Source organism: Thioclava sp. GXIMD4215 (genome assembly GCF_045291555.1).
In the GTDB taxonomy this organism is placed as follows: Bacteria; Pseudomonadota; Alphaproteobacteria; order Rhodobacterales; family Rhodobacteraceae; genus Thioclava; species Thioclava litoralis.
Genome location: NZ_CP149516.1, coordinates 134,727 through 151,929 on the forward strand (window position 1 = coordinate 134,727; position 17,203 = coordinate 151,929).

The following is a 17,203-nucleotide window of genomic DNA, read 5'->3' on the forward strand; positions in this document are numbered from 1 at the left end:
TCTTGGTCCTTCAGGGATGGGGGGTCCAGCGGGGCGCCGGGGAGTCCGTGGGCAGGTCGATGCCGCCGGGATAGGTCAGCAGCTCAAACAGCGTGCCCCAAGGCGCGCGCCCATAAATGCCTGCATTGCCGTCATTGTCTTCGTTGTTGGCCAGCGGATGTGGCCCCTTCAGCAGCGTGCCTCCGGCGGCCGTGAAAGCAGCGCATGCCGCATCGATGTCGTCGACGTAGAGGCCAAGGTGCGTGAGCCCGAGATCCTGAAGGCGCGCAGGATCGGACTGTGTCCCGTCTTCCATTCGGAAAAGCTCGAGGCTTGGCCCGTTGCCAATCCGCACGAGGCGCATGTGTTCGATCCGTGTTCCTGGCACAAGACCCAGTTCCGCCTCTGGCCCTTCGCCTTCCATGTCGGGCCCTTCCTCTGGCAACACGTCGTAAAGCGTGACGGCTCCGAAAGCGTCGGACAGGAAGCGGGTCGCGGCCTCAATGTCAGGCACGGTGAGGCCCGCATGGTCCACAGCCCGAATTCCCGGAGCCGAGGCTCGTGCGCCAGCAAAGCCGGCGAGGTCGGTCACGGACGATGCGCCTCCGGTGGCAACCTCCTCAAGCGCTGCGTTGAACTCTTGGGTATGGGGTTGGGCAAGATGTGCTTCAAAGGCCGCGTCGTCGCGGTATTCCTCGAGCATCACCACCGCACCGCTGTCTTCGCTGAAGGCCTCGAAGCGGATGTTGCCCGCTTCGCGGCGCACCTGCTGCGCCAGCGTTTCCACTAGTGATGCCAGCCTTTCGGTCTGACCAACCTTGGGCGTTACCCTTGCGATCATCGTGCGTGTCATGGTCGTCTCCGTCTTGGGATACTGCGCTGCGGCAGTCACCAGGCCAACACGTCCCTGAGGACGCCCGTTCCGTTACAAACTGGAATGAGTGAGTGCTTCGGCTATATTTTTTCAAAACTTCATTCATGTGGAAATTTTACCGATGATCCAGTCCGTCACCCGCGCCCTCGAGATGCTCGATACGATCGCCCACGCAGGCGGTGCCGCCTCTCTGGGAGAGATTGCAGAGGGGGCTGGCCTGAAGACGACGACCGCGCACAATATCCTCAGAACCCTTCAGGATGCCGGCTACATCCGACGTCGCCCCGGCGACATGCGCTATCATCTCGGGGATCGCATCCTGAACCTTGCCCGTGTAGTGGGCGATGACGAGGTTCTCCGGCGCCGGTTGCGCCCCGCTCTGGAGGAGATGGCAGCCCAAACCAGTGAAACGGTGTTCCTCGCTGTCCCCTCCGGAGACGAGGTCTACTTTCTTGACGCAATCGAAAGCCCGCGCACTCTACGCGCCTCGAGCCAACGTGGAGAGCGTCAGCCGATGGCAGGCTCAGCTATCGGTCTTCTCTTCCTGGCATTTCTTCCCGCTCTACGCCACCGGATGTTCGAGGTCCACGCGCCCCGCATCGGTCCGGGGATCGCGGCCGAAATCGACGCGATAGCTGAACGCGGCCATGCTCTTGACCAAGAGAACTGGTGCCCAGGCCTCAACTGCGTTGCCGTCCCTTGGCACGACGATGGGGAAGTCCGCGCCGGCTTCGGCCTCGCCGGACCAAGCAGCCGCCTGACTGCGACGCGGCTGGACGAAATGGCGCACATCATGAGCGAACTTGTATCAGACGCGTCCGCTCCGGGTAGGGGCTGATACCTGTCACAAAGGGCTCGGAGCGGACTTGCGGCAATGCGGCAGGTCATTTTCGAGGGCCGCACAACGATATCGACGTGTCCGGCCCTTAGCTGATCACCTTGAACTTCCGCAGCGCCAGATCCGTCCGCATCTTGCGGATCATGAACACCATGGTCAGGCTCTTGCCCGAGCCCTGCGTGTGCCAGACGATGCCGCCACGGCGGTCATATTCACCATCCTGTAGTCGCGTCTTTCCGCTGCGCAGCCGTTCCAGGGCAAGGTTCACGGTACGGTATTGCTGGTATCGGCAGACGGTCTTGATGGTCTGGCCGCCCACATTCATGAACAACAGGTAATGCCGCAGGATATCGAGCAGATGCGCAGGCCGCAGCATCCCCGCGACAAGGCGTTCCTGCTCCGACAGGCTCTTCTTTCCCAGGGCCTTGATCACGTCGTCTTCCGACCCCGTACCATCCGGCCCGACCACCGTCTTCCACTGGCCGTAATGCTCCAGCCCCGCGCCGATGCAGCCCACACGCGCCTGGTCGAAGCTGGTGGCGATCAACAGCTGGACACTGGCAAAAAGCGCGGGCGTGCCCTCGACCTCCTGCGCGGCCTTGCGGGCGTTGTGATAGCGGCGCAGCTGCTTGACCGCCTCGGCCAGCGGTTCGGGGATGGCGGGGCTTTTCGCCTCGACCACCACCAAGGGGATGCCGTTCACCAGCAGCACCACATCGGGAATGATGAAGCCCTTGCCCACGTCATGGCCGGGCGGGCAGTCGACGCGGAACTGGTTCGCGACGGTAAAGCTGTTGGCCGCCACATCGTCCCACGCGATATACCGGATGGTCTGGCCGCGCCCGCCGTCCCAGCCGGGCAGGCCCTCGACCGTCAGGCCCTTGAGCAGCAGTTCCGTCACCGCCTGATTGGCCTCCATCAGCCCGCGATGACCGTGGCGGGTGAGCGCGCTGACCGCCTCGGACAGGCGGGCTTCGTCGAGCCAGGGCTGGCCGTCCGGGCCGGGGTTGATGGCGCGCAAGCGTTCGCGCAGGGTTTCGTAAGCAATTTGTTCTCGCTATGCAGGACATGCTGGACCAGGGTGAGCTTTCCCCTGTTCGTGATGATTTCTGCGCAAAGATCATCAGCATCTGCGCGAATGGCTCCAAACGTCACCGTGAGTACCTCGCAGCGATTTCGATGCGGGAAGCGAAGCGCGGGGGCGCAAAAGTCCGGAAAACCAAAGAAGAACAGGAGCGCGCCCAGGAATTCCATCAGGGTTTCAAAAGCGGCCATACCATGTGGAAGTGGTATTGGGCGTGGAAAGCTGGCGGCGATGACGCGCTCTTTGACGACTACCGGCATTGCGGTCGGTATAAGCGTTATGATGATGCAACTGACAGCTTCATCGAGCGCCAGCTCGATATGCTTTGGGATGCAGAGCGCCCCACGGTCAAATCGTTCATCGAAAGCGTACAGTCCGCAATTGATGCCGAAAATGATCGCCGCGAACGACTTCCGGTTCCGGCCGCGAAATTGAAGCGCCCCGGATACGATTACATCAGGGAAAAGATCCAGGACCTGGCACCAATCGATCACGCGCTGCGCCGGAACAGCCGCGACGCGGCATACAAGGACCTCCATACCTTGGGCATGGGGATCATGACGTCCCGCGTTCTGGAGCGGGTCGAGGTCGACGAGTACACAGTAGACCTGTTCGTTCTTATGCAAGACACGGGGCTCTTCGATCATCTTCCAGCATCGGTCAAGAACCTGATCGGCTTGGACGGAAAGCCCTGTCGCGTTACGCTGTCCGGGGCTGTCGATGTTCATTCGCGCTGCTTTGTGGCTCTGCAAATCGTCCCTCAAGGCGTTGAGAGCCCGCTCGCGCGGACTCTTGAGATGATCTACCTGGACAAATCGCCCATTGCCGATGCGGCTGGTGCCACATTCGGCTGGCCGATGGGTGGTGCGCCTGAAGCCATCGTTTTCGACCGTGGTGACAAGTATATCACCGATGATGCCTATGATATCCTTGCCGATCTCGGGATCACCAATCTCGGTTGTCCCGCGGGTAAGCCTTGGCTAAAGCCGTTCATCGAACGGGTGTTCCGTACCGTTCATAACGACTTGTTGCTGCGCTTTTCCGGTCGAGCCTTCAGCAATGTTGTCGAGCGTGGCGAGAATGATGGCGCGGCCCGCGCTAAGCGTACGGAGCTGTCCCTGTCCCGGGCAGAGGCGGTGTACCGCAAAAGCGCCAAATGCATCGGTATGACGCCGTTTCATTCGGGAAACTGGCAGGACGTTCGGCGCGAGCTTGAGGCCATCGGGTGGGGGCAGTGACTATGCTTTGGCCGACTTTTCCCTTCGATCCGCAGGAAACACTGACCTCCTATGCTGACCGTCTGTCCATGTTCCATACCGGTCGCGGTATGGAGCGGATCTTGCGTGACAACCGGATCCACCACGAACATTTCGTCTCTGGGCGCGAGGAAGCTGTGATGGGGTTCGCGGAGGCCATCGGTCACCCTGTTGAGGAAATCCGGCGCAATGCCATCCGCGTGTTCCAGCGTAGCGGTGAATTCCGTGGCGAAGCGACCTCGAAATCCTTCCTGCTGCCGCAGGCCAAACGCTATTGCCCCGCCTGCCTTGCCGACGATGGCGGGCCGACGGATTGGAGGTTCCGCCTGCTCTGGGGCTTTCGTCACGTTCAGCGCTGCGATCGGCATGGGTTGTGGCTGAGTGCCACGGGCAATGCCGCCGCAAGCTGCCTTCGTGTCGCCATGAATGACACATTTCTCGCCGAACCTGAAGATGCCGCCGCAGAGCAGCCGGCTTACCTCGACTGGCTGCGGCAAAGCGTGGAGAATACCCGCAGCGAAGAGACACCCTGGCTCGCGGACCAGACGCTCGAGCAAATCCTGGCCGCGTCAGAGATGATTGGCGCGGTTTTGCAGCATGGCCACAAGGTCAAGCTGAGCAAACTGTCTCCTGCAGAAACAGAAGAGGCGACCGATATCGGCTTTTCCATCTATAGTGAAGGCTCGGATGCTGTGGTGGAGGCGCTGGACACCATTCGTCAAGCCTCGCCCGCTAGCGCCGTCCAGGCGGGCCCACTGGCGCATTACGGTGCTCTTTTCGACTGGCTTGATCGCCGCAGCAATTCTATTGATCCCGGTCCAATCCGCGACCTCCTGCGCGATCATATCGTCAAGCACTCAGCAGTTGAACCCGGCAGTAAGGTTCTCGGGATCGAAATCAATGAACGCCGGTATCACACGCTTTACAGTCTGTCGGCCGAGGTCGGGGTCGAACGCCCGCGCCTGTCCCGCCTCCTGAGAAAGCTTGGCGAGATCCCTGCTGGCACGACAGAGGTCGCAGGCGCAAACATGGTGTTCGAAGCAGCGAGCACGGTCCCCCTGATCGAAGCGTTCCAGTTGTACTCGACAGGAACGCCGATATCGCGCTTGTAAGGCGGCTTCGAATATTCGTCCGCCATCTTTAGGAAGATCAGGTAGGTGAGCTGTTCAAGGTACGGATGGCTCTGTCCGCCGATGACGGGCCCGAGACGGTCGCGGCCGATATGCGCTGATCGCCGCCTTCGTGCCATGCGAAGATGTATAAATCGGCGAGCCTGCTGCCCGAAGAATTGAGGGTGTAAGTCTTGCCGTCGGGATAGTGGGCTTTGGCGGCGGCGCGCGAGCGCGAGTGTAGTGGGCAAATGCCAACATCCGCGCAGTCATGTGACGCGCGGTTGGAAGGGATTGGATATGTTGGAGAATTAGTGTTGGTTGCGGGAGCAGGCAACCGCCGTTATCTGCCCGACCTTGTTTGCGCCGTATGAATGTTCTTTTGGCAGTCAGCGGCGAATGCCCGCTGTTAAATGATTTGGAACACGTGGCCCAATTCTGAAGCGAAAAGCTCAGGCTCACCGAGTTCATGTTACATTACTTGACGTTTATTGTTCCAGCGGCGGTTTTGGATGGTTTCCACTTTGATAGGTGTCTTTTCAGCGAGAATGGTTGCGCCGCGCTCGAAGTAGACGTCTGCTGGATTCCCTACGAGGACGGGGAACGGACTCCACCGATAGCGACTGCTGCCTGCTGCTGCGCCGGGTGATCCCCGCGTGGGCGGGGAACGGTCCGGAGATTTGACGAATACGCTTCACCATTTCGGGTGATCCCCGCGTGGGCGGGGAACGGTTTCACGATATCACCGCAACCCAGCGACTGAGCGGGTGATCCCCGCGTGGGCGGGGAACGGGTCGTTCACTGGCAGCACAGGTCAGGAAATCAGCGGGTGATCCCCGCGTGGGCGGGGAACGGCATGGATACGCTACAACGGGCACGACAGCCTGCGGGTGATCCCCGCGTGGGCGGGGAACGGGAGTAATCGGTCGATGTGTTCACCCCACCCTTCGGGTGATCCCCGCGTGGGCGGGGAACGGGCCGAGTTCACGCTGGACATTCCAGTGGATAGCGGGTGATCCCCGCGTGGGCGGGGAACGGCTCGAACCGAAATCGACAGAGGCGACGACGCTCGGGTGATCCCCGCGTGGGCGGGGAACGGTCCTCGCTCATGTGAGCTGCGCCGGAGTTGATCGGGTGATCCCCGCGTGGGCGGGGAACGGGTCTGTGTCCTATTCGGAAAATTATGAGGTCACGGGTGATCCCCGCGTGGGCGGGGAACGGGAAGGCCCGCGCGATCAGATCCGCTGCCGTGTCGGGTGATCCCCGCGTGGGCGGGGAACGGCGTCGGTAACGAGATTTACACAATTAGTTTATCGGGTGATCCCCGCGTGGGCGGGGAACGGACACGGATATCGTCGGGATCGAGCACCCATTGCGGGTGATCCCCGCGTGGGCGGGGAACGGTACACCTTGTGCAGCGCATCGCCTTTCAGCCGCGGGTGATCCCCGCGTGGGCGGGGAACGGAGCGCGCCATTTCCGCGCATTTCCTCGCGCATCGGGTGATCCCCGCGTGGGCGGGGAACGGGATCAGATCAGCGTTAAGGAATTAGGTGAGGCCGGGTGATCCCCGCGTGGGCGGGGAACGGCAGCGTCGGTTTCGAGTTCATCGATCAGCCTCCGGGTGATCCCCGCGTGGGCGGGGAACGGGGGGCCTTTGCCCTTCCATATGCATCATGTAACGGGTGATCCCCGCGTGGGCGGGGAACGGATGTCGCCGCCCTGTTAGCTATGGCCTGTCGCCGGGTGATCCCCGCGTGGGCGGGGAACGGTTCGTGACCAGCGACCGCGAATATTCGTCGGTCGGGTGATCCCCGCGTGGGCGGGGAACGGGACAGCGAGCCGCCGCCTCCGAGCGTCTGCCCCGGGTGATCCCCGCGTGGGCGGGGAACGGGAGGGCGCCGATCACTTTAAGCATCTCGTCGGCGGGTGATCCCCGCGTGGGCGGGGAACGGGATGCCGATCCGCTGATGATCAATACCGAGAACGGGTGATCCCCGCGTGGGCGGGGAACGGGTTGGACAAGACCACTCCGACCAACTTGCAGACGGGTGATCCCCGCGTGGGCGGGGAACGGCGAGGTTGCCTTCGAATGGTCCAGCACGGGCGCGGGTGATCCCCGCGTGGGCGGGGAACGGGCGATGGCGATGGCTGGACGGTGCCGATGCCACGGGTGATCCCCGCGTGGGCGGGGAACGGGAGACAAGGCGCACCGATTTCCATCCGCCTGCCGGGTGATCCCCGCGTGGGCGGGGAACGGGATCCAGAGTTGGTCGTTATAACTGATCGTGGCGGGTGATCCCCGCGTGGGCGGGGAACGGTGACGCTTGCATATCCATATACGCTTCCGGCGCGGGTGATCCCCGCGTGGGCGGGGAACGGTCTCGGTTATCTGTTTCTGGCGACGGTGCCACCGGGTGATCCCCGCGTGGGCGGGGAACGGGCCGCCGAGCTGCTGGAGTGCCGCCATGATGGCGGGTGATCCCCGCGTGGGCGGGGAACGGCGGTGTCAGCCGGAAAGGGATTTCGCATAGGTCGGGTGATCCCCGCGTGGGCGGGGAACGGGGGGTGCAATGCGGTGATACAGGCGGAAATCGCGGGTGATCCCCGCGTGGGCGGGGAACGGCGCTGCGCTTTCCACGATAGCGTCAGCAATCCCGGGTGATCCCCGCGTGGGCGGGGAACGGGATATCTCTATGAGTTTTTCCGTGCCCTCATTCCGGGTGATCCCCGCGTGGGCGGGGAACGGTCTTCCTAGAGACCATTGATTACACAGGATTATTCTAATGTCAAAGAGCGCACCGATTTTTTCGGCTTTGAAATGAGGAGATCCGCAGCGTGATCTGGCTACGATCTCGGCAGGAATTTCACAAGCTTCAAGCCGTCGAAATCCTCGGGCATCCGGCGGTTTTTACCTGCTGTCAGGAAGTCGAAACCCTGATCGGTTGGGGCACGCCAGACCATCACGGCATCGCCATCCTCAAGGCCACCCAGCACCTGATCCCAGATCCTCTCGCGGGTGCGCGCCGAATAGTCACCCACATAGACCCCTGCCCTGATTTCGAGAAGCCAAGCTGCCAGCCGTCCGCGCAGCCGCGGTGGCGCGCGGCTAACCACGATGACCATCATCGCCGCCCCCTTCCTCATCCTCGAAAGCAGGGCCAATGGTATCGGGCGGCGGCACGGGACGCGGCAAATCCCCCGCCGCGAGGACCGCCTCGATCTGCGGAATGATCTTTGCCAAGAGGCCCGACCGCCGAAAGGCATCGCGGCAAGCCAGACGGACGGCGCGGTCGGGGGACATATCCAGACGCCCCTGTGCCGCCTGTCCGGCGATCCGGAACGCCTCGGGGACGACGGTTTCCAGTTTCCACAGATCGGCGATGTCGTAGACGAAACTCAGGGGCTTGCCGGTGTGCAGAAAGCCGATTGCTGGTGCGTATCCCGCCGCCAGAACCGCAGCTTCGGTCAGACCGTGCAGACAAGCAGTCGCGGCCGACAGGCAGCGGTTAGGAACATCGCCCGCAGCCCAATCCTTTGGATCGTAGCTGCGCCGTGTCCAGTCGACCCCGAACTTTCGCGCTAAAAGTGCGTAGGACTCACGCACACGGACGCCCTCGATCCCTCGGAGTTGATCGATTGACCGGCGCTCGGGGGCGGGTTCACCAAACCGACGGGCAAACATCGCCCGTACGACGCGGAGGCGGGCAGCGTCATCCAGCGCGAGCTTGGCCTGCCACAAGAGCTTATCCGCCCGCGCACCGCCCGGCTGGCCTGCGGAGTAAAGGCGAACGCCACCTTCGCCCACCCAGGTGATCAACGTGCCAGTGCGCGCGGCGAGCACCACGGCCGCGTGGCTAATGCGAGCACCGGGCTCCAGCATCAGCCCAGCTAGGCCGCCGACCGGGATCTGGGTCACCGTGCCATCGGAATTGACCGCACAAAAGGCACCATCGCGCACGTCCAGCTGCGCGCGCTCGACAAACACCAGCTGCGCCCGATCCTTGAGCGGGATCGGACGGGGCGGCGGCAGGCCAGGCATCTCCATCAGGCGCGCCGGATCAGCATCAAACCACAGCCAAAGCTTTTGGCGCGACCAAACCCCTGCTTGAGCCGCGGCAGGAATAGCGCGGGATCGGTCACGGTGATCTGACCGCCAAGATCAAGGATGCCGAACCGCGGCTCGCCTTTGCGCCGACCACGATAGCCCGGCAGAGTCTGGGTGGAGTAATCACGAACCTCGACCCGATCGACGGTGAAACCCGCCTTTTCGCCCTGCCCTGCCAGCCATTCAGCACCCGCCACCTGCGCCAGATCCATCCGACGTGCATTACGTTCGTGCTTGGGCAAACCATGCAGAAGGTTCATCACCACATCGACCCGCGTGCCGCGCTCGCCCGGACGGCGCAGCGTCTTGGTTGCGTTGACCCGCAGCGAGAATTCCAGCTGATCGCTTGGGCGCAGATCGGGCGCATGGGTGCGGATCTCGGGCGGATCAAACAACGGGCTGGCTTGCGGCGGGCGCGCAGATTGCACCAAGAAACCGCGCGGACCATCCTCGCACCAGAGAAAATCACGCGTGGCCTGCGGATCATCGGCAAACAGCGTCCAGATCAAGCGGTGATGCGCATCGAGCCTTTCGCCCCCCTCGCCGGGGGTCAGTAAGGCATCAAGCGCCAGCGTCTGCGGATCGCGCGACAGGCGCAGCCGAGAAAGATACATCATCTTGGCGCCCCCTGTGTCATGATCGCCGGATGGGCCACCGCGTAACGGCCTTGGGTGAAATGCCACAGCTGTCGATCCAGTGGCCGGTCGTGCCGCGTCTCGATCCGGGCAGTTGCACCCAGGTCCGTGCCTTCGTCGGCAACGATCACCGTCATAGCGCGTGGCCCGATCCATGGCGGCAAACGCAGATGCGCCATCGCCTGCGCGGGCCCGTCGGCGGTCACGATCTGCGGATCGGGGGGCGCGGCAAGCGGACAGGCCTTACGGCCCAGCCATAGAGCAAAGACCGGCCGACGCAACGCCGCGGCCAGAACCGGTAGATCGCCAGCCCAGACCGCCACGCCGAAGACGCAATCGGCGCGGTAATCGCGGCTGGTCAGCGTGGTGTTCACCCGATTGCCCGCCGCCCGCAGGGCCTGCGGACGGGATTGCGGTGCCTTAACGGCGGCTGATGGCACGGTTTGCACCGTATGATAATCGCGCAGATATTGGGTTGGACCAAAGCCCGCAACTGCAACCGAAAGCGCATCCAAATCGCTGAAATCCCCATCACGCCGCCGCCCTAGCGCCGCGCCCAGTAGTCCAAGCAGGGCGCCACGTCCCGGCAGATCCAGCGTGCCACGTCGTTCATGGCCGCCAAATTCGCCCATCGCGCCCAAGGACGCGACCAGCTGAAAGATCAGAAACTCAGGCATCCACACCCGCCTTTGCCGCAGCTGCCGCAAAGGCCGCGATCTCGGCCAACGTGCCCTGCCCCGCCTGAACATCCATCACGGCCATCTCGTCAAAGCCCGCGCCATAAGCGGCATCGATTCTTGTAGCCATATCGGTCAGGGCGGCGATCCCGGCGTTCAGGTCTGCGGCCACCGGACTGAAGAAAGCGCCCGACAAGTCACGGGGTGTCTGCGTGCCACGCTCGGCGCGGATAAACCCTGCGCGCGGATGGTGGGCGTGGCTGTTTTGCTTGCCCTTTGGGGTGGCCGTGGCCAGCGCCCGAGTCAGGCTTTCTAGCCCCTTGGCCGCCAGCGCGCAATCACCGCCTAGATTTGCGATCAGCAAATCAACATTAACGCTGACATAGAGGTAATAAACCCCCGACCCGAACCCATGTTCGCCCAGATGGCTTGCGCCTGCATCCTCCTCGCGGGTCTTGAGGTCATCGACGGCGGTAAAATAGTCATCTTGCACCTGCGCGCGATGGGTGGTGAAGGCATGCGCCACCTGCACCGCTGCATCGCGGTTATATTCAGGGCTATCGGCCAACATCCGGCCAAACATGGCGATATCGACCGCGCCATCCGCCTGCCGCAACACGGCTTTCTTGAGATCTTTATCTTTGGGCAAGGCCTCGCCCGCCATGGCTTTGGCCGCCAGATCCCGCGCAAGCGCCCATTCTTCGGGGGAGATGAAGGCGAGCGTCGTCGCCTCTGTCGATTTCGGTTCGAGCTTGGAAAAGGCTGTGCCGATGGCCGCCGCGATCTCCTGCGCCTGTTTGTCAGACGCGCCCTGGGTGATCAGCTCTTTAGCCAGTTCGGTGGCCAGACGCTTGGTCCGGGTTCCGGTATTGCCGGCCAGATCCTGCGCAAAGTAGCTGCTCTCGCGGATCGCTCGCTTAAGCGATTGCGAGGACATCCGCAGCCGCGGCGCACCGCCGATCAGCGCTTGTTTCGGACGACCCTGATCATCGCGGTTCGGGTTCGAGATCGGGTATGTAGTCAGCAGGTGAAATTGCACAAAGGTCGTCATTGCGAAATATCCTCAGAGATCAGGGTGTCCGGCGCAGGTGCGCCGTAATAATCAAAGCACCAGGTGGTGCGGGTGCGGTCGGACCACATCAGGACAGACTCCCCCAAATGGGCAACATTACAGCTCTGCCCCGCCATGGGTAGCGCACGCCGCAAGGCTGTCTCGAGATCTTCGTCCGAAGACTGAATGAGCCGCTCGAAACGAAGCCGGGACAGTGGCGGTTGCGCATCCTTGCCCGGTTTCTGGCCAAGAATCTGCGGCAGACGACGCGGCACATGTGTGCGCACATGCGCCAGAAGCCGCGCCAATCGTGCCAGCCGGGCGCCATCACGCAAGCCTAGCTCCTGTGCCAGAAGATGTACCTCAGGTTGGCACAGCACGGTGACATCATCGCCGCGCCGCAGCCGTGCCGACAGCGTCTTTTGAGCCGAATTTTCGCGCGCGCCCAGATAGGTGGACCACCAGCCTAGGAGGATCTGTCCCGGGCGCCGTTCGGTCATTGGATCGTCGCTCATACGGTTTCTTTCCTTTTGGTCTCGGGTGGTGTTAATCCAAGCTTAAGCCACAGCTTGGCACCAGGTTTGGACCGCCCATGAATAAGGGCCGACAACAAGCCGCGTTGCCGGATCAGGGCCGCTGCGCGTTCGGCGCGCCCCTCGGACAGGCCCGGCAATGCCAAGGCATCAAATTGCGCCAACGCCTGCCTGCCAAGTGCCACAACGAAGGGCCCTGCAATCGCGGCACGATCCAAGGCTATTTTCGGATCGCGCCCTGCCAGCTTCGCCAAGGCTGCGGTAAAATCATCCGTGGTCGCGGCCCAGAACTGATCGGCTTGCGCCTCGCGCGCCGAGCCTTCCGACAGGATCAGCCCCAGCGCTTTGCCTAGCTCTAACCGGATATCATTGGCAGAAACGATGAGATCTTGAGCCAGTTCCTGCGCCTCCGGGTCAATCGCCAGTAGCGGCAGTTCTGCCCAAAGGAAATCGATTGGCGTGGCTTTGCTCATCGCCCAGCCCGCCACGATCATCCGACGCGGCTGCACGCCATGACGATCGCTATAGCCCTCAATGCAGCGGGCGCGCAGGCGCAAGCTACCTTCGCGTGGGGGCTCTGACAGGACAATCCCTGCCCAGTTGCGCCAAGGTAAGCGCCCGCTTTTAGGATGCTGCGGAAGGGGATCGTCACCGGGTTTCAACCGCGAATATGGCGATAAAGGATGTCGCCATATACCGTAATTTGTGCCGTTAGGTCGCTGGACAACGCCTGTTACTGTATTTTGTCCGACAAGTTTGAGGCGGCGGGGCATACCAAAAAATGCTTCCACAGGAGTGGAATCTGTATGGTGAATCAATAAATTTGTTTCGGAAGTAATGGTTGGACGCATCCAAGGCAAATCCTGCAGTCCAGCTGCCTGCCCGAAAGGAACATTAGCCCAGACCAGCGCCCAGAGCCCTTGCCCAGGATCAGCTAGGGTCACCATCGGCCCACCGCCACGCAACGAAGTTCTGTTGCCTCGGCCTCCAGCTGGCGCAAATTGTTGAAACGCGTAAAGCGCCATCGCTGCCGAGGGCAGATCCAGTATTGCGTAACGATCACGATGGACCATCAGATCGGCATTTTTCCTTTCAGTACTTTCTCCTGCGGAATCGATGAACAGAAGATCCGGACTGGAGGGCTCGCCCGACAATTCCTCCAGATCCTGCAGAAACCGTGGCCCCTCTCCCAGCAGGTTGAAGGCAGAGGCGAAAGGCGCAAAGGCGCGGCGCAGTTGGTCTGCATCGGGCCGCGCATCGACCCAATCATCCAAATCTTCCGGCGGGCAGGCCATGAAGACCAGCCCGATCAGGAATTCGTAGCAGGCAAGGTTCAGATCGGCCCGCGGCCAATCAGGCGCGGCGATATGAGGATCGGCCATCTGCCAAGGCGCGATGACCCGGCGTGTCCCATCCACCATTCGGACAGGGATCCAAGCTTCCTCGATGAGATTCAATGACATTTGGTCTCCGAAACGAAGATTAAAACTTTGATAACAATCACAAGCATCAAACCGCAGAAAATTGCTGACGAAGACACATCTCATGTCGGCCGTACGGAAAATCATTTACGAATACCAGGAGGCCCCTTCACCCTCCTCAATTTAAGCTAAGCATATCTTATCGTTTATACACAAGAATTATTCCAATTCACACTCTATGTACTTCAAATCCCCGCCTAAGCATGGAACAATCTTAATAATACCCTTTACGCGGGCCATCCCTACGGGCAGGGATCACGCAAAGATTAAGCCCACCTCGGGATCATAAGACAAGCCTTGGCCGTTGGTGCCTGCACAAATCCTACCATCCTCGTCCACAGGACAGACGAAAACCCGCGATTTCTGCCAGTCCGGCCAATCCGCCTTCAGCGCGGAAATATCGGGGGCGGACTGATCGGGCAGATCGTAGCGCGCTAGCCTAGAAACCGAGGCGCTGACCTCTGATTGTTGACGATGATCAATGGTCCAGCCTTCGCCCGCCCAAGGCTGGAGCCCTGACGATGTATCACGCGCCAAAACCAGCGTGCGGACCTCTTGCCCCAGCCGTGTCGGAAAGTCGGCATCATCGGAAAATCCGGTAATCTGGCGATAGCAAGCGTCGATCGGGATCAAATTCATCGCAGCAAGTCCACGTTCTGCCGCGCCCTTGCCCATTCGCTCCCGCGCGCTGGCCTGCAGCGGGGGCGGCAACTCATCATCCTCGGCCATCCCTGCTTCAATCAACGCGCGCAATCCGGCGGGCGCATCGATCTGGCCCGCCGTAAACAGCGCCTTCGCTGCGCGCCATTGGAGGTCGACGGGATAGGTAAATGCGCCGCTGCCGAGAACACGCGCCAGCCATTGTACATCCGACACATCCGCTGGGTCAGGAGCCACCACATACAAAATGGGTGACTTCACTGGCCGCTGCGCTGCGGGCCGAAGGTCCAAGTGCCGCCACAAGCGCCCTGCACGTTGCACCAGCGCTGGGATCGGCGCCAAATCTGCAACCATGACATCGAAGTCCAGATCAAGCGAGCTTTCCACGACCTGAGTGGCAACCAGAACCCTGCCCGGGCGCGCCTCGCGCCCCTTACCATAGGTCCGTAGAGCCGCCGCCTCATGACGCAATCGATCCGACAGCGCGAACCTGGCATGCAGCAGATCGGCGCGGACGCCTCGCGCACGCAACGCCGCGCAGGCAGAAATCGCGTCATCGACCGCGTTGCGCACGTAAAGACAGGCAGCGCCATCGTCCGCGGATTTCGTCAGCAAATCTAATGCCTGATCGACATCGCCAAGGCGGTTCACCTGGACTGGTCCGCGCAGGCTCTGGGAGCACAGATCGACCATCTGCCCGTAACCGGCAATGGTCAGCGCCGGATAGGCGGGGCTATCGGGCGGGGCCTCGCCAAACGCGCGGCACAGGCGATCACGCAGGGCAATCGGCATCGTCGCGGTCATCAGGATCGCCGAGCCTCCCATCCGCCGATGCAACTCTAGCAAGCGGCACAGGCTTTCCGCCATGTAGGGATCGCCCATCTCGTGGACCTCATCCACGATCAGGATTTTCTGCGCAATTGCATAATGGCGCAGCATCGCGTGGCGTACCGGCAGGGCCGACAAAAGCGCTTGGTCGATAGTGCCGACGCCGACATTCGCCAATAGCGCGCGCCGCCGATCATCGGCAAGCCAAGCGCTGCATTGCGGCTGCCCCGATCCCGCTGGCGCACGTAGCAGGGCGCGGAACCGATCCGATTGCGCGGCCCGCCCATGGGCCAGCGCTAGGCTTGGAGCCCCGTCGTAAAGCCGAGCTATCAAATCCGCCGCCCGGTTGAACATTGCATTGGCCGTGGCCATCGTTGGCAGTGCGAAATAAAGCCCCGCCCCCTTGCCCGCCTGCATCATGCGTTGTGCGAGGATAAGCGCGGCTTCGGTCTTGCCCGAACCTGTTTCATCCTCGATCAGCGCCAGAACGGGGCCATCCGGCAGAACAATCCTCGCAGCGGCCGATTGCATCGGGCGCAACGCCCAATCCGCCGGGATAATCGGCTTCTGGCCCAAAGGAGGCGCGAGAAGCCCTGCCGCCGCCACGGCATTCTGTGCTTTGTGTCGGGCCTGAGTAAGGTAGCTTGCCAGATCGGGCCCTGCCGGAACTGCAGGAAAAAACGCGGTATTCGAACCGAGCCAATCCGCCACTGTTATGAAGCCGGGCAGCCACCAACTTTGCGCCGCAAGCTGATCCTTGGGCAGATCATAACGCGCCTCGGGCCATAGCTGCAGAAACTCTTGCAAGACTTGCCGCGCATCTACGGCAGCTTTGTGCCCCGCGGCGCGGGATAGTTTCGCGAAATCCTCGAGGACAGGAGGCCGTCCATGATGGCCAGCAATTGCGGCCCGCAGCGCCTTGCGAGCAGACAAGGCAGGAATGATCGGCTTCAGCAGATCATCGCTCTCTTCTAACCAATGCTCGGTGACTTCCCAATGCCTACCGAAATGCTGTCCTGTGCCCTCGCGGAGCATGGCTCGAAAGCTCTCGGAAATCTTACCCAGATCATGCAGACCCGCAGCCAAGGCCAGAAAGGACTTCTGTGCCTGCGGCAGGTTCATCGGCTCCAAAAGGCTCTCGGCAACCGCAGCGACATCCAGCATATGATACACTGCGGGATGTTCAATCCCGTCCTCATCCGGTGATTTACCAGGCCAATCTAAAACGCAGTGGCTCACCAAAATCTCTTCTCCACGCAATAGCCGCATATAAATTCCGAATGCCCCGCAGCAACTATACTTCGGGACAGCAAGACCTGAAGGGAGGCCCTGCAAAAGTCATGTGGTCAGCGTTGACCGAGAGCCTATAGAATACCTTTATACACTATACATCCCAATCTCTGCCGACCTCAACGGCCTGCATCGATCGCCTTCGGAATGTCCAGATACCCTCGGAGCAGCCTCACCCCCAGCAACATCTAATCGATCCACGATGCCCAACTTGATCTAGTCAATCTCCCGGTTGAACGCGCGGATAACCGTAGCGGCTTGGGAGCTGCAATGACGGGCTCAGGATTCCTGAAGTACAGCTTGCCGTCGTCCGAGGCCGTGACATCACCCGCCATAACCTCCGCGACCACGTGATCAATTGCCGCGAGGCTCGCCTCCAGCTCCTCTCGCTGCCCCCTCACCTCTCTTGCCTCCTTCACCAGTTCGGCACGCGCCCCCTCAACCTCCCCTTCTCTGAGAGAAATTTCGCCCGCACGGGCATCCAATGCAGCTTCGCGCGCTTGCGCGGCTTCTGCCTCTTGATGCTGACGCTGCTCCCGCAGCGCCACTTCAGCCTGACGCGCCTCGATGAGGCGCCCTCTTTCTCCGTTTGCGGTCGCGGCCGCCGCAACCTACTGCGCCTTCTGCGCAAGCTCTTCCTCCTGTGCCGCGATTGCGGCTTCTTTTTCTTCGAGACGGCGCATATCGGCGCGTCGACGTTCTTCCTCCGCCTTGGCCGCGACCGCTCGGGCGTCGAGCTCGGCAAGGTGGCACCGGGTCTTCTCCGCCGAGGCGTTCAGCGCATCCAGCTCGGCCTGATGCG

12 protein-coding genes, 2 pseudogenes and 1 CRISPR repeat array are annotated in these 17,203 nt (G+C 61.8%); of the genes and pseudogenes, 3 read left to right on the top strand and 11 right to left on the bottom strand.

Going from position 1 to position 17,203, the window contains the following annotated elements; translation table 11 throughout:
• Positions 1 to 10: 10 nt before the first annotated feature.
• On the bottom strand, positions 11 to 832 hold the full coding sequence (locus WDB86_RS15140; RefSeq protein WP_341485879.1) for an antibiotic biosynthesis monooxygenase: 822 nt from the start codon (positions 830 to 832) through the stop codon (positions 11 to 13).
• A gap of 88 nt (positions 833 to 920) precedes the next feature.
• Here WDB86_RS15140 and WDB86_RS15145 point away from each other — a divergent pair, with 88 nt between their 5' ends.
• On the top strand, positions 921 to 1,691 hold the full coding sequence (locus tag WDB86_RS15145; RefSeq protein WP_339108565.1) for an IclR family transcriptional regulator: 771 nt from the start codon (positions 921 to 923) through the stop codon (positions 1,689 to 1,691).
• A 94-nt stretch (positions 1,692 to 1,785) separates the two neighbouring features.
• On the opposite strand, the pseudogene WDB86_RS15150 reads toward WDB86_RS15145, so the two are convergent.
• Positions 1,786 to 2,730 (bottom strand): annotated as a pseudogene (locus WDB86_RS15150) (type I restriction endonuclease); the annotation flags it as partial.
• 20 nt (positions 2,731 to 2,750) lie between these two features.
• On the opposite strand from WDB86_RS15150, the gene WDB86_RS15155 reads away from it, so the two are divergent.
• Entirely contained in the window at positions 2,751 to 4,013 is a 1,263-nt protein-coding gene (locus WDB86_RS15155; RefSeq protein ID WP_341485880.1) for a hypothetical protein, read from the top strand.
• A 2-nt stretch (positions 4,014 to 4,015) separates the two neighbouring features.
• Positions 4,016 to 5,143 (top strand): TniQ family protein, encoded by a 1,128-nt coding sequence (locus WDB86_RS15160; RefSeq protein ID WP_341485881.1) that lies wholly within the window; start codon positions 4,016 to 4,018, stop codon positions 5,141 to 5,143.
• Here the strand turns inward: WDB86_RS15160 and WDB86_RS15165 are convergent.
• The 9 genes and pseudogenes from WDB86_RS15165 to cas3 all read right to left on the bottom strand — a co-directional run.
• A pseudogene (locus WDB86_RS15165) lies at positions 5,098 to 5,280 on the bottom strand (hypothetical protein); the annotation flags it as partial. The gene WDB86_RS15160 and the pseudogene WDB86_RS15165 overlap by 46 nt on opposite strands.
• 502 nt (positions 5,281 to 5,782) lie before the next feature.
• Positions 5,783 to 7,887: a CRISPR direct-repeat array (repeat unit 29 nt; unit sequence CGGGTGATCCCCGCGTGGGCGGGGAACGG).
• Positions 7,888 to 7,985: 98 nt separating this feature from the next.
• The gene (gene cas2e / locus WDB86_RS15170; RefSeq protein ID WP_341485882.1) at positions 7,986 to 8,267 is read right to left on the bottom strand and encodes a type I-E CRISPR-associated endoribonuclease Cas2e; all 282 of its coding nucleotides are present in this window, start codon (positions 8,265 to 8,267) and stop codon (positions 7,986 to 7,988) included.
• Complete coding sequence (gene cas1e / locus WDB86_RS15175; RefSeq protein WP_341485883.1) at positions 8,248 to 9,186, bottom strand: type I-E CRISPR-associated endonuclease Cas1e; 939 nt, start codon at positions 9,184 to 9,186, stop codon at positions 8,248 to 8,250. The genes cas2e and cas1e overlap by 20 nt, the downstream gene beginning before the upstream one ends.
• Complete coding sequence (gene cas6e / locus WDB86_RS15180; RefSeq protein ID WP_341485884.1) at positions 9,186 to 9,863, bottom strand: type I-E CRISPR-associated protein Cas6/Cse3/CasE; 678 nt, start codon at positions 9,861 to 9,863, stop codon at positions 9,186 to 9,188. The genes cas1e and cas6e overlap by 1 nt, the downstream gene beginning before the upstream one ends.
• Positions 9,860 to 10,558 carry a type I-E CRISPR-associated protein Cas5/CasD gene (gene cas5e / locus WDB86_RS15185; RefSeq protein ID WP_341485885.1) on the bottom strand — a complete coding sequence of 233 codons (699 nt, stop codon included), beginning with the start codon at positions 10,556 to 10,558 and terminating at the stop codon, positions 9,860 to 9,862. The genes cas6e and cas5e overlap by 4 nt, the downstream gene beginning before the upstream one ends.
• Complete coding sequence (gene cas7e / locus WDB86_RS15190; RefSeq protein WP_341485886.1) at positions 10,551 to 11,609, bottom strand: type I-E CRISPR-associated protein Cas7/Cse4/CasC; 1,059 nt, start codon at positions 11,607 to 11,609, stop codon at positions 10,551 to 10,553. The genes cas5e and cas7e overlap by 8 nt, the downstream gene beginning before the upstream one ends.
• Complete coding sequence (casB, locus tag WDB86_RS15195; RefSeq protein WP_341485887.1) at positions 11,606 to 12,124, bottom strand: type I-E CRISPR-associated protein Cse2/CasB; 519 nt, start codon at positions 12,122 to 12,124, stop codon at positions 11,606 to 11,608. Before casB ends, cas7e begins: the two co-directional genes overlap by 4 nt.
• Positions 12,121 to 13,710, bottom strand: coding sequence for a type I-E CRISPR-associated protein Cse1/CasA (casA, locus tag WDB86_RS15200; protein ID WP_406737080.1), 1,590 nt, complete (start codon positions 13,708 to 13,710; stop codon positions 12,121 to 12,123). Before casA ends, casB begins: the two co-directional genes overlap by 4 nt.
• Positions 13,711 to 13,878: 168 nt before the next feature.
• A complete protein-coding gene (gene cas3 / locus WDB86_RS15205) occupies positions 13,879 to 16,380 on the bottom strand; it encodes a CRISPR-associated helicase Cas3' (RefSeq protein WP_341485889.1) in 2,502 nt (833 codons plus the stop codon).
• Positions 16,381 to 17,203 lie beyond the last annotated feature (823 nt).

Bases quoted from the DNA above. Each gene is read 5' to 3' on its own strand.
- cas6e (WP_341485884.1), bottom strand. From the start codon at position 9,863: ATGATGTATCTTTCTCGGCTGCGCCTGTCGCGCGATCCGCAGACGCTG.
- casA (WP_406737080.1), bottom strand. From the start codon at position 13,710: ATGATTTTCCGTACGGCCGACATGAGATGTGTCTTCGTCAGCAATTTT.
- WDB86_RS15140 (WP_341485879.1), bottom strand. From the start codon at position 832: ATGACACGCACGATGATCGCAAGGGTAACGCCCAAGGTTGGTCAGACC.
- WDB86_RS15155 (WP_341485880.1), top strand. From the start codon at position 2,751: ATGCAGGACATGCTGGACCAGGGTGAGCTTTCCCCTGTTCGTGATGAT.
- cas1e (WP_341485883.1), bottom strand. From the start codon at position 9,186: ATGGAGATGCCTGGCCTGCCGCCGCCCCGTCCGATCCCGCTCAAGGAT.
- cas3 (WP_341485889.1), bottom strand. From the start codon at position 16,380: ATGCGGCTATTGCGTGGAGAAGAGATTTTGGTGAGCCACTGCGTTTTA.
- cas2e (WP_341485882.1), bottom strand. From the start codon at position 8,267: ATGATGGTCATCGTGGTTAGCCGCGCGCCACCGCGGCTGCGCGGACGG.
- cas7e (WP_341485886.1), bottom strand. From the start codon at position 11,609: ATGACGACCTTTGTGCAATTTCACCTGCTGACTACATACCCGATCTCG.
- cas5e (WP_341485885.1), bottom strand. From the start codon at position 10,558: ATGCCTGAGTTTCTGATCTTTCAGCTGGTCGCGTCCTTGGGCGCGATG.
- WDB86_RS15160 (WP_341485881.1), top strand. From the start codon at position 4,016: ATGCTTTGGCCGACTTTTCCCTTCGATCCGCAGGAAACACTGACCTCC.
- casB (WP_341485887.1), bottom strand. From the start codon at position 12,124: ATGAGCGACGATCCAATGACCGAACGGCGCCCGGGACAGATCCTCCTA.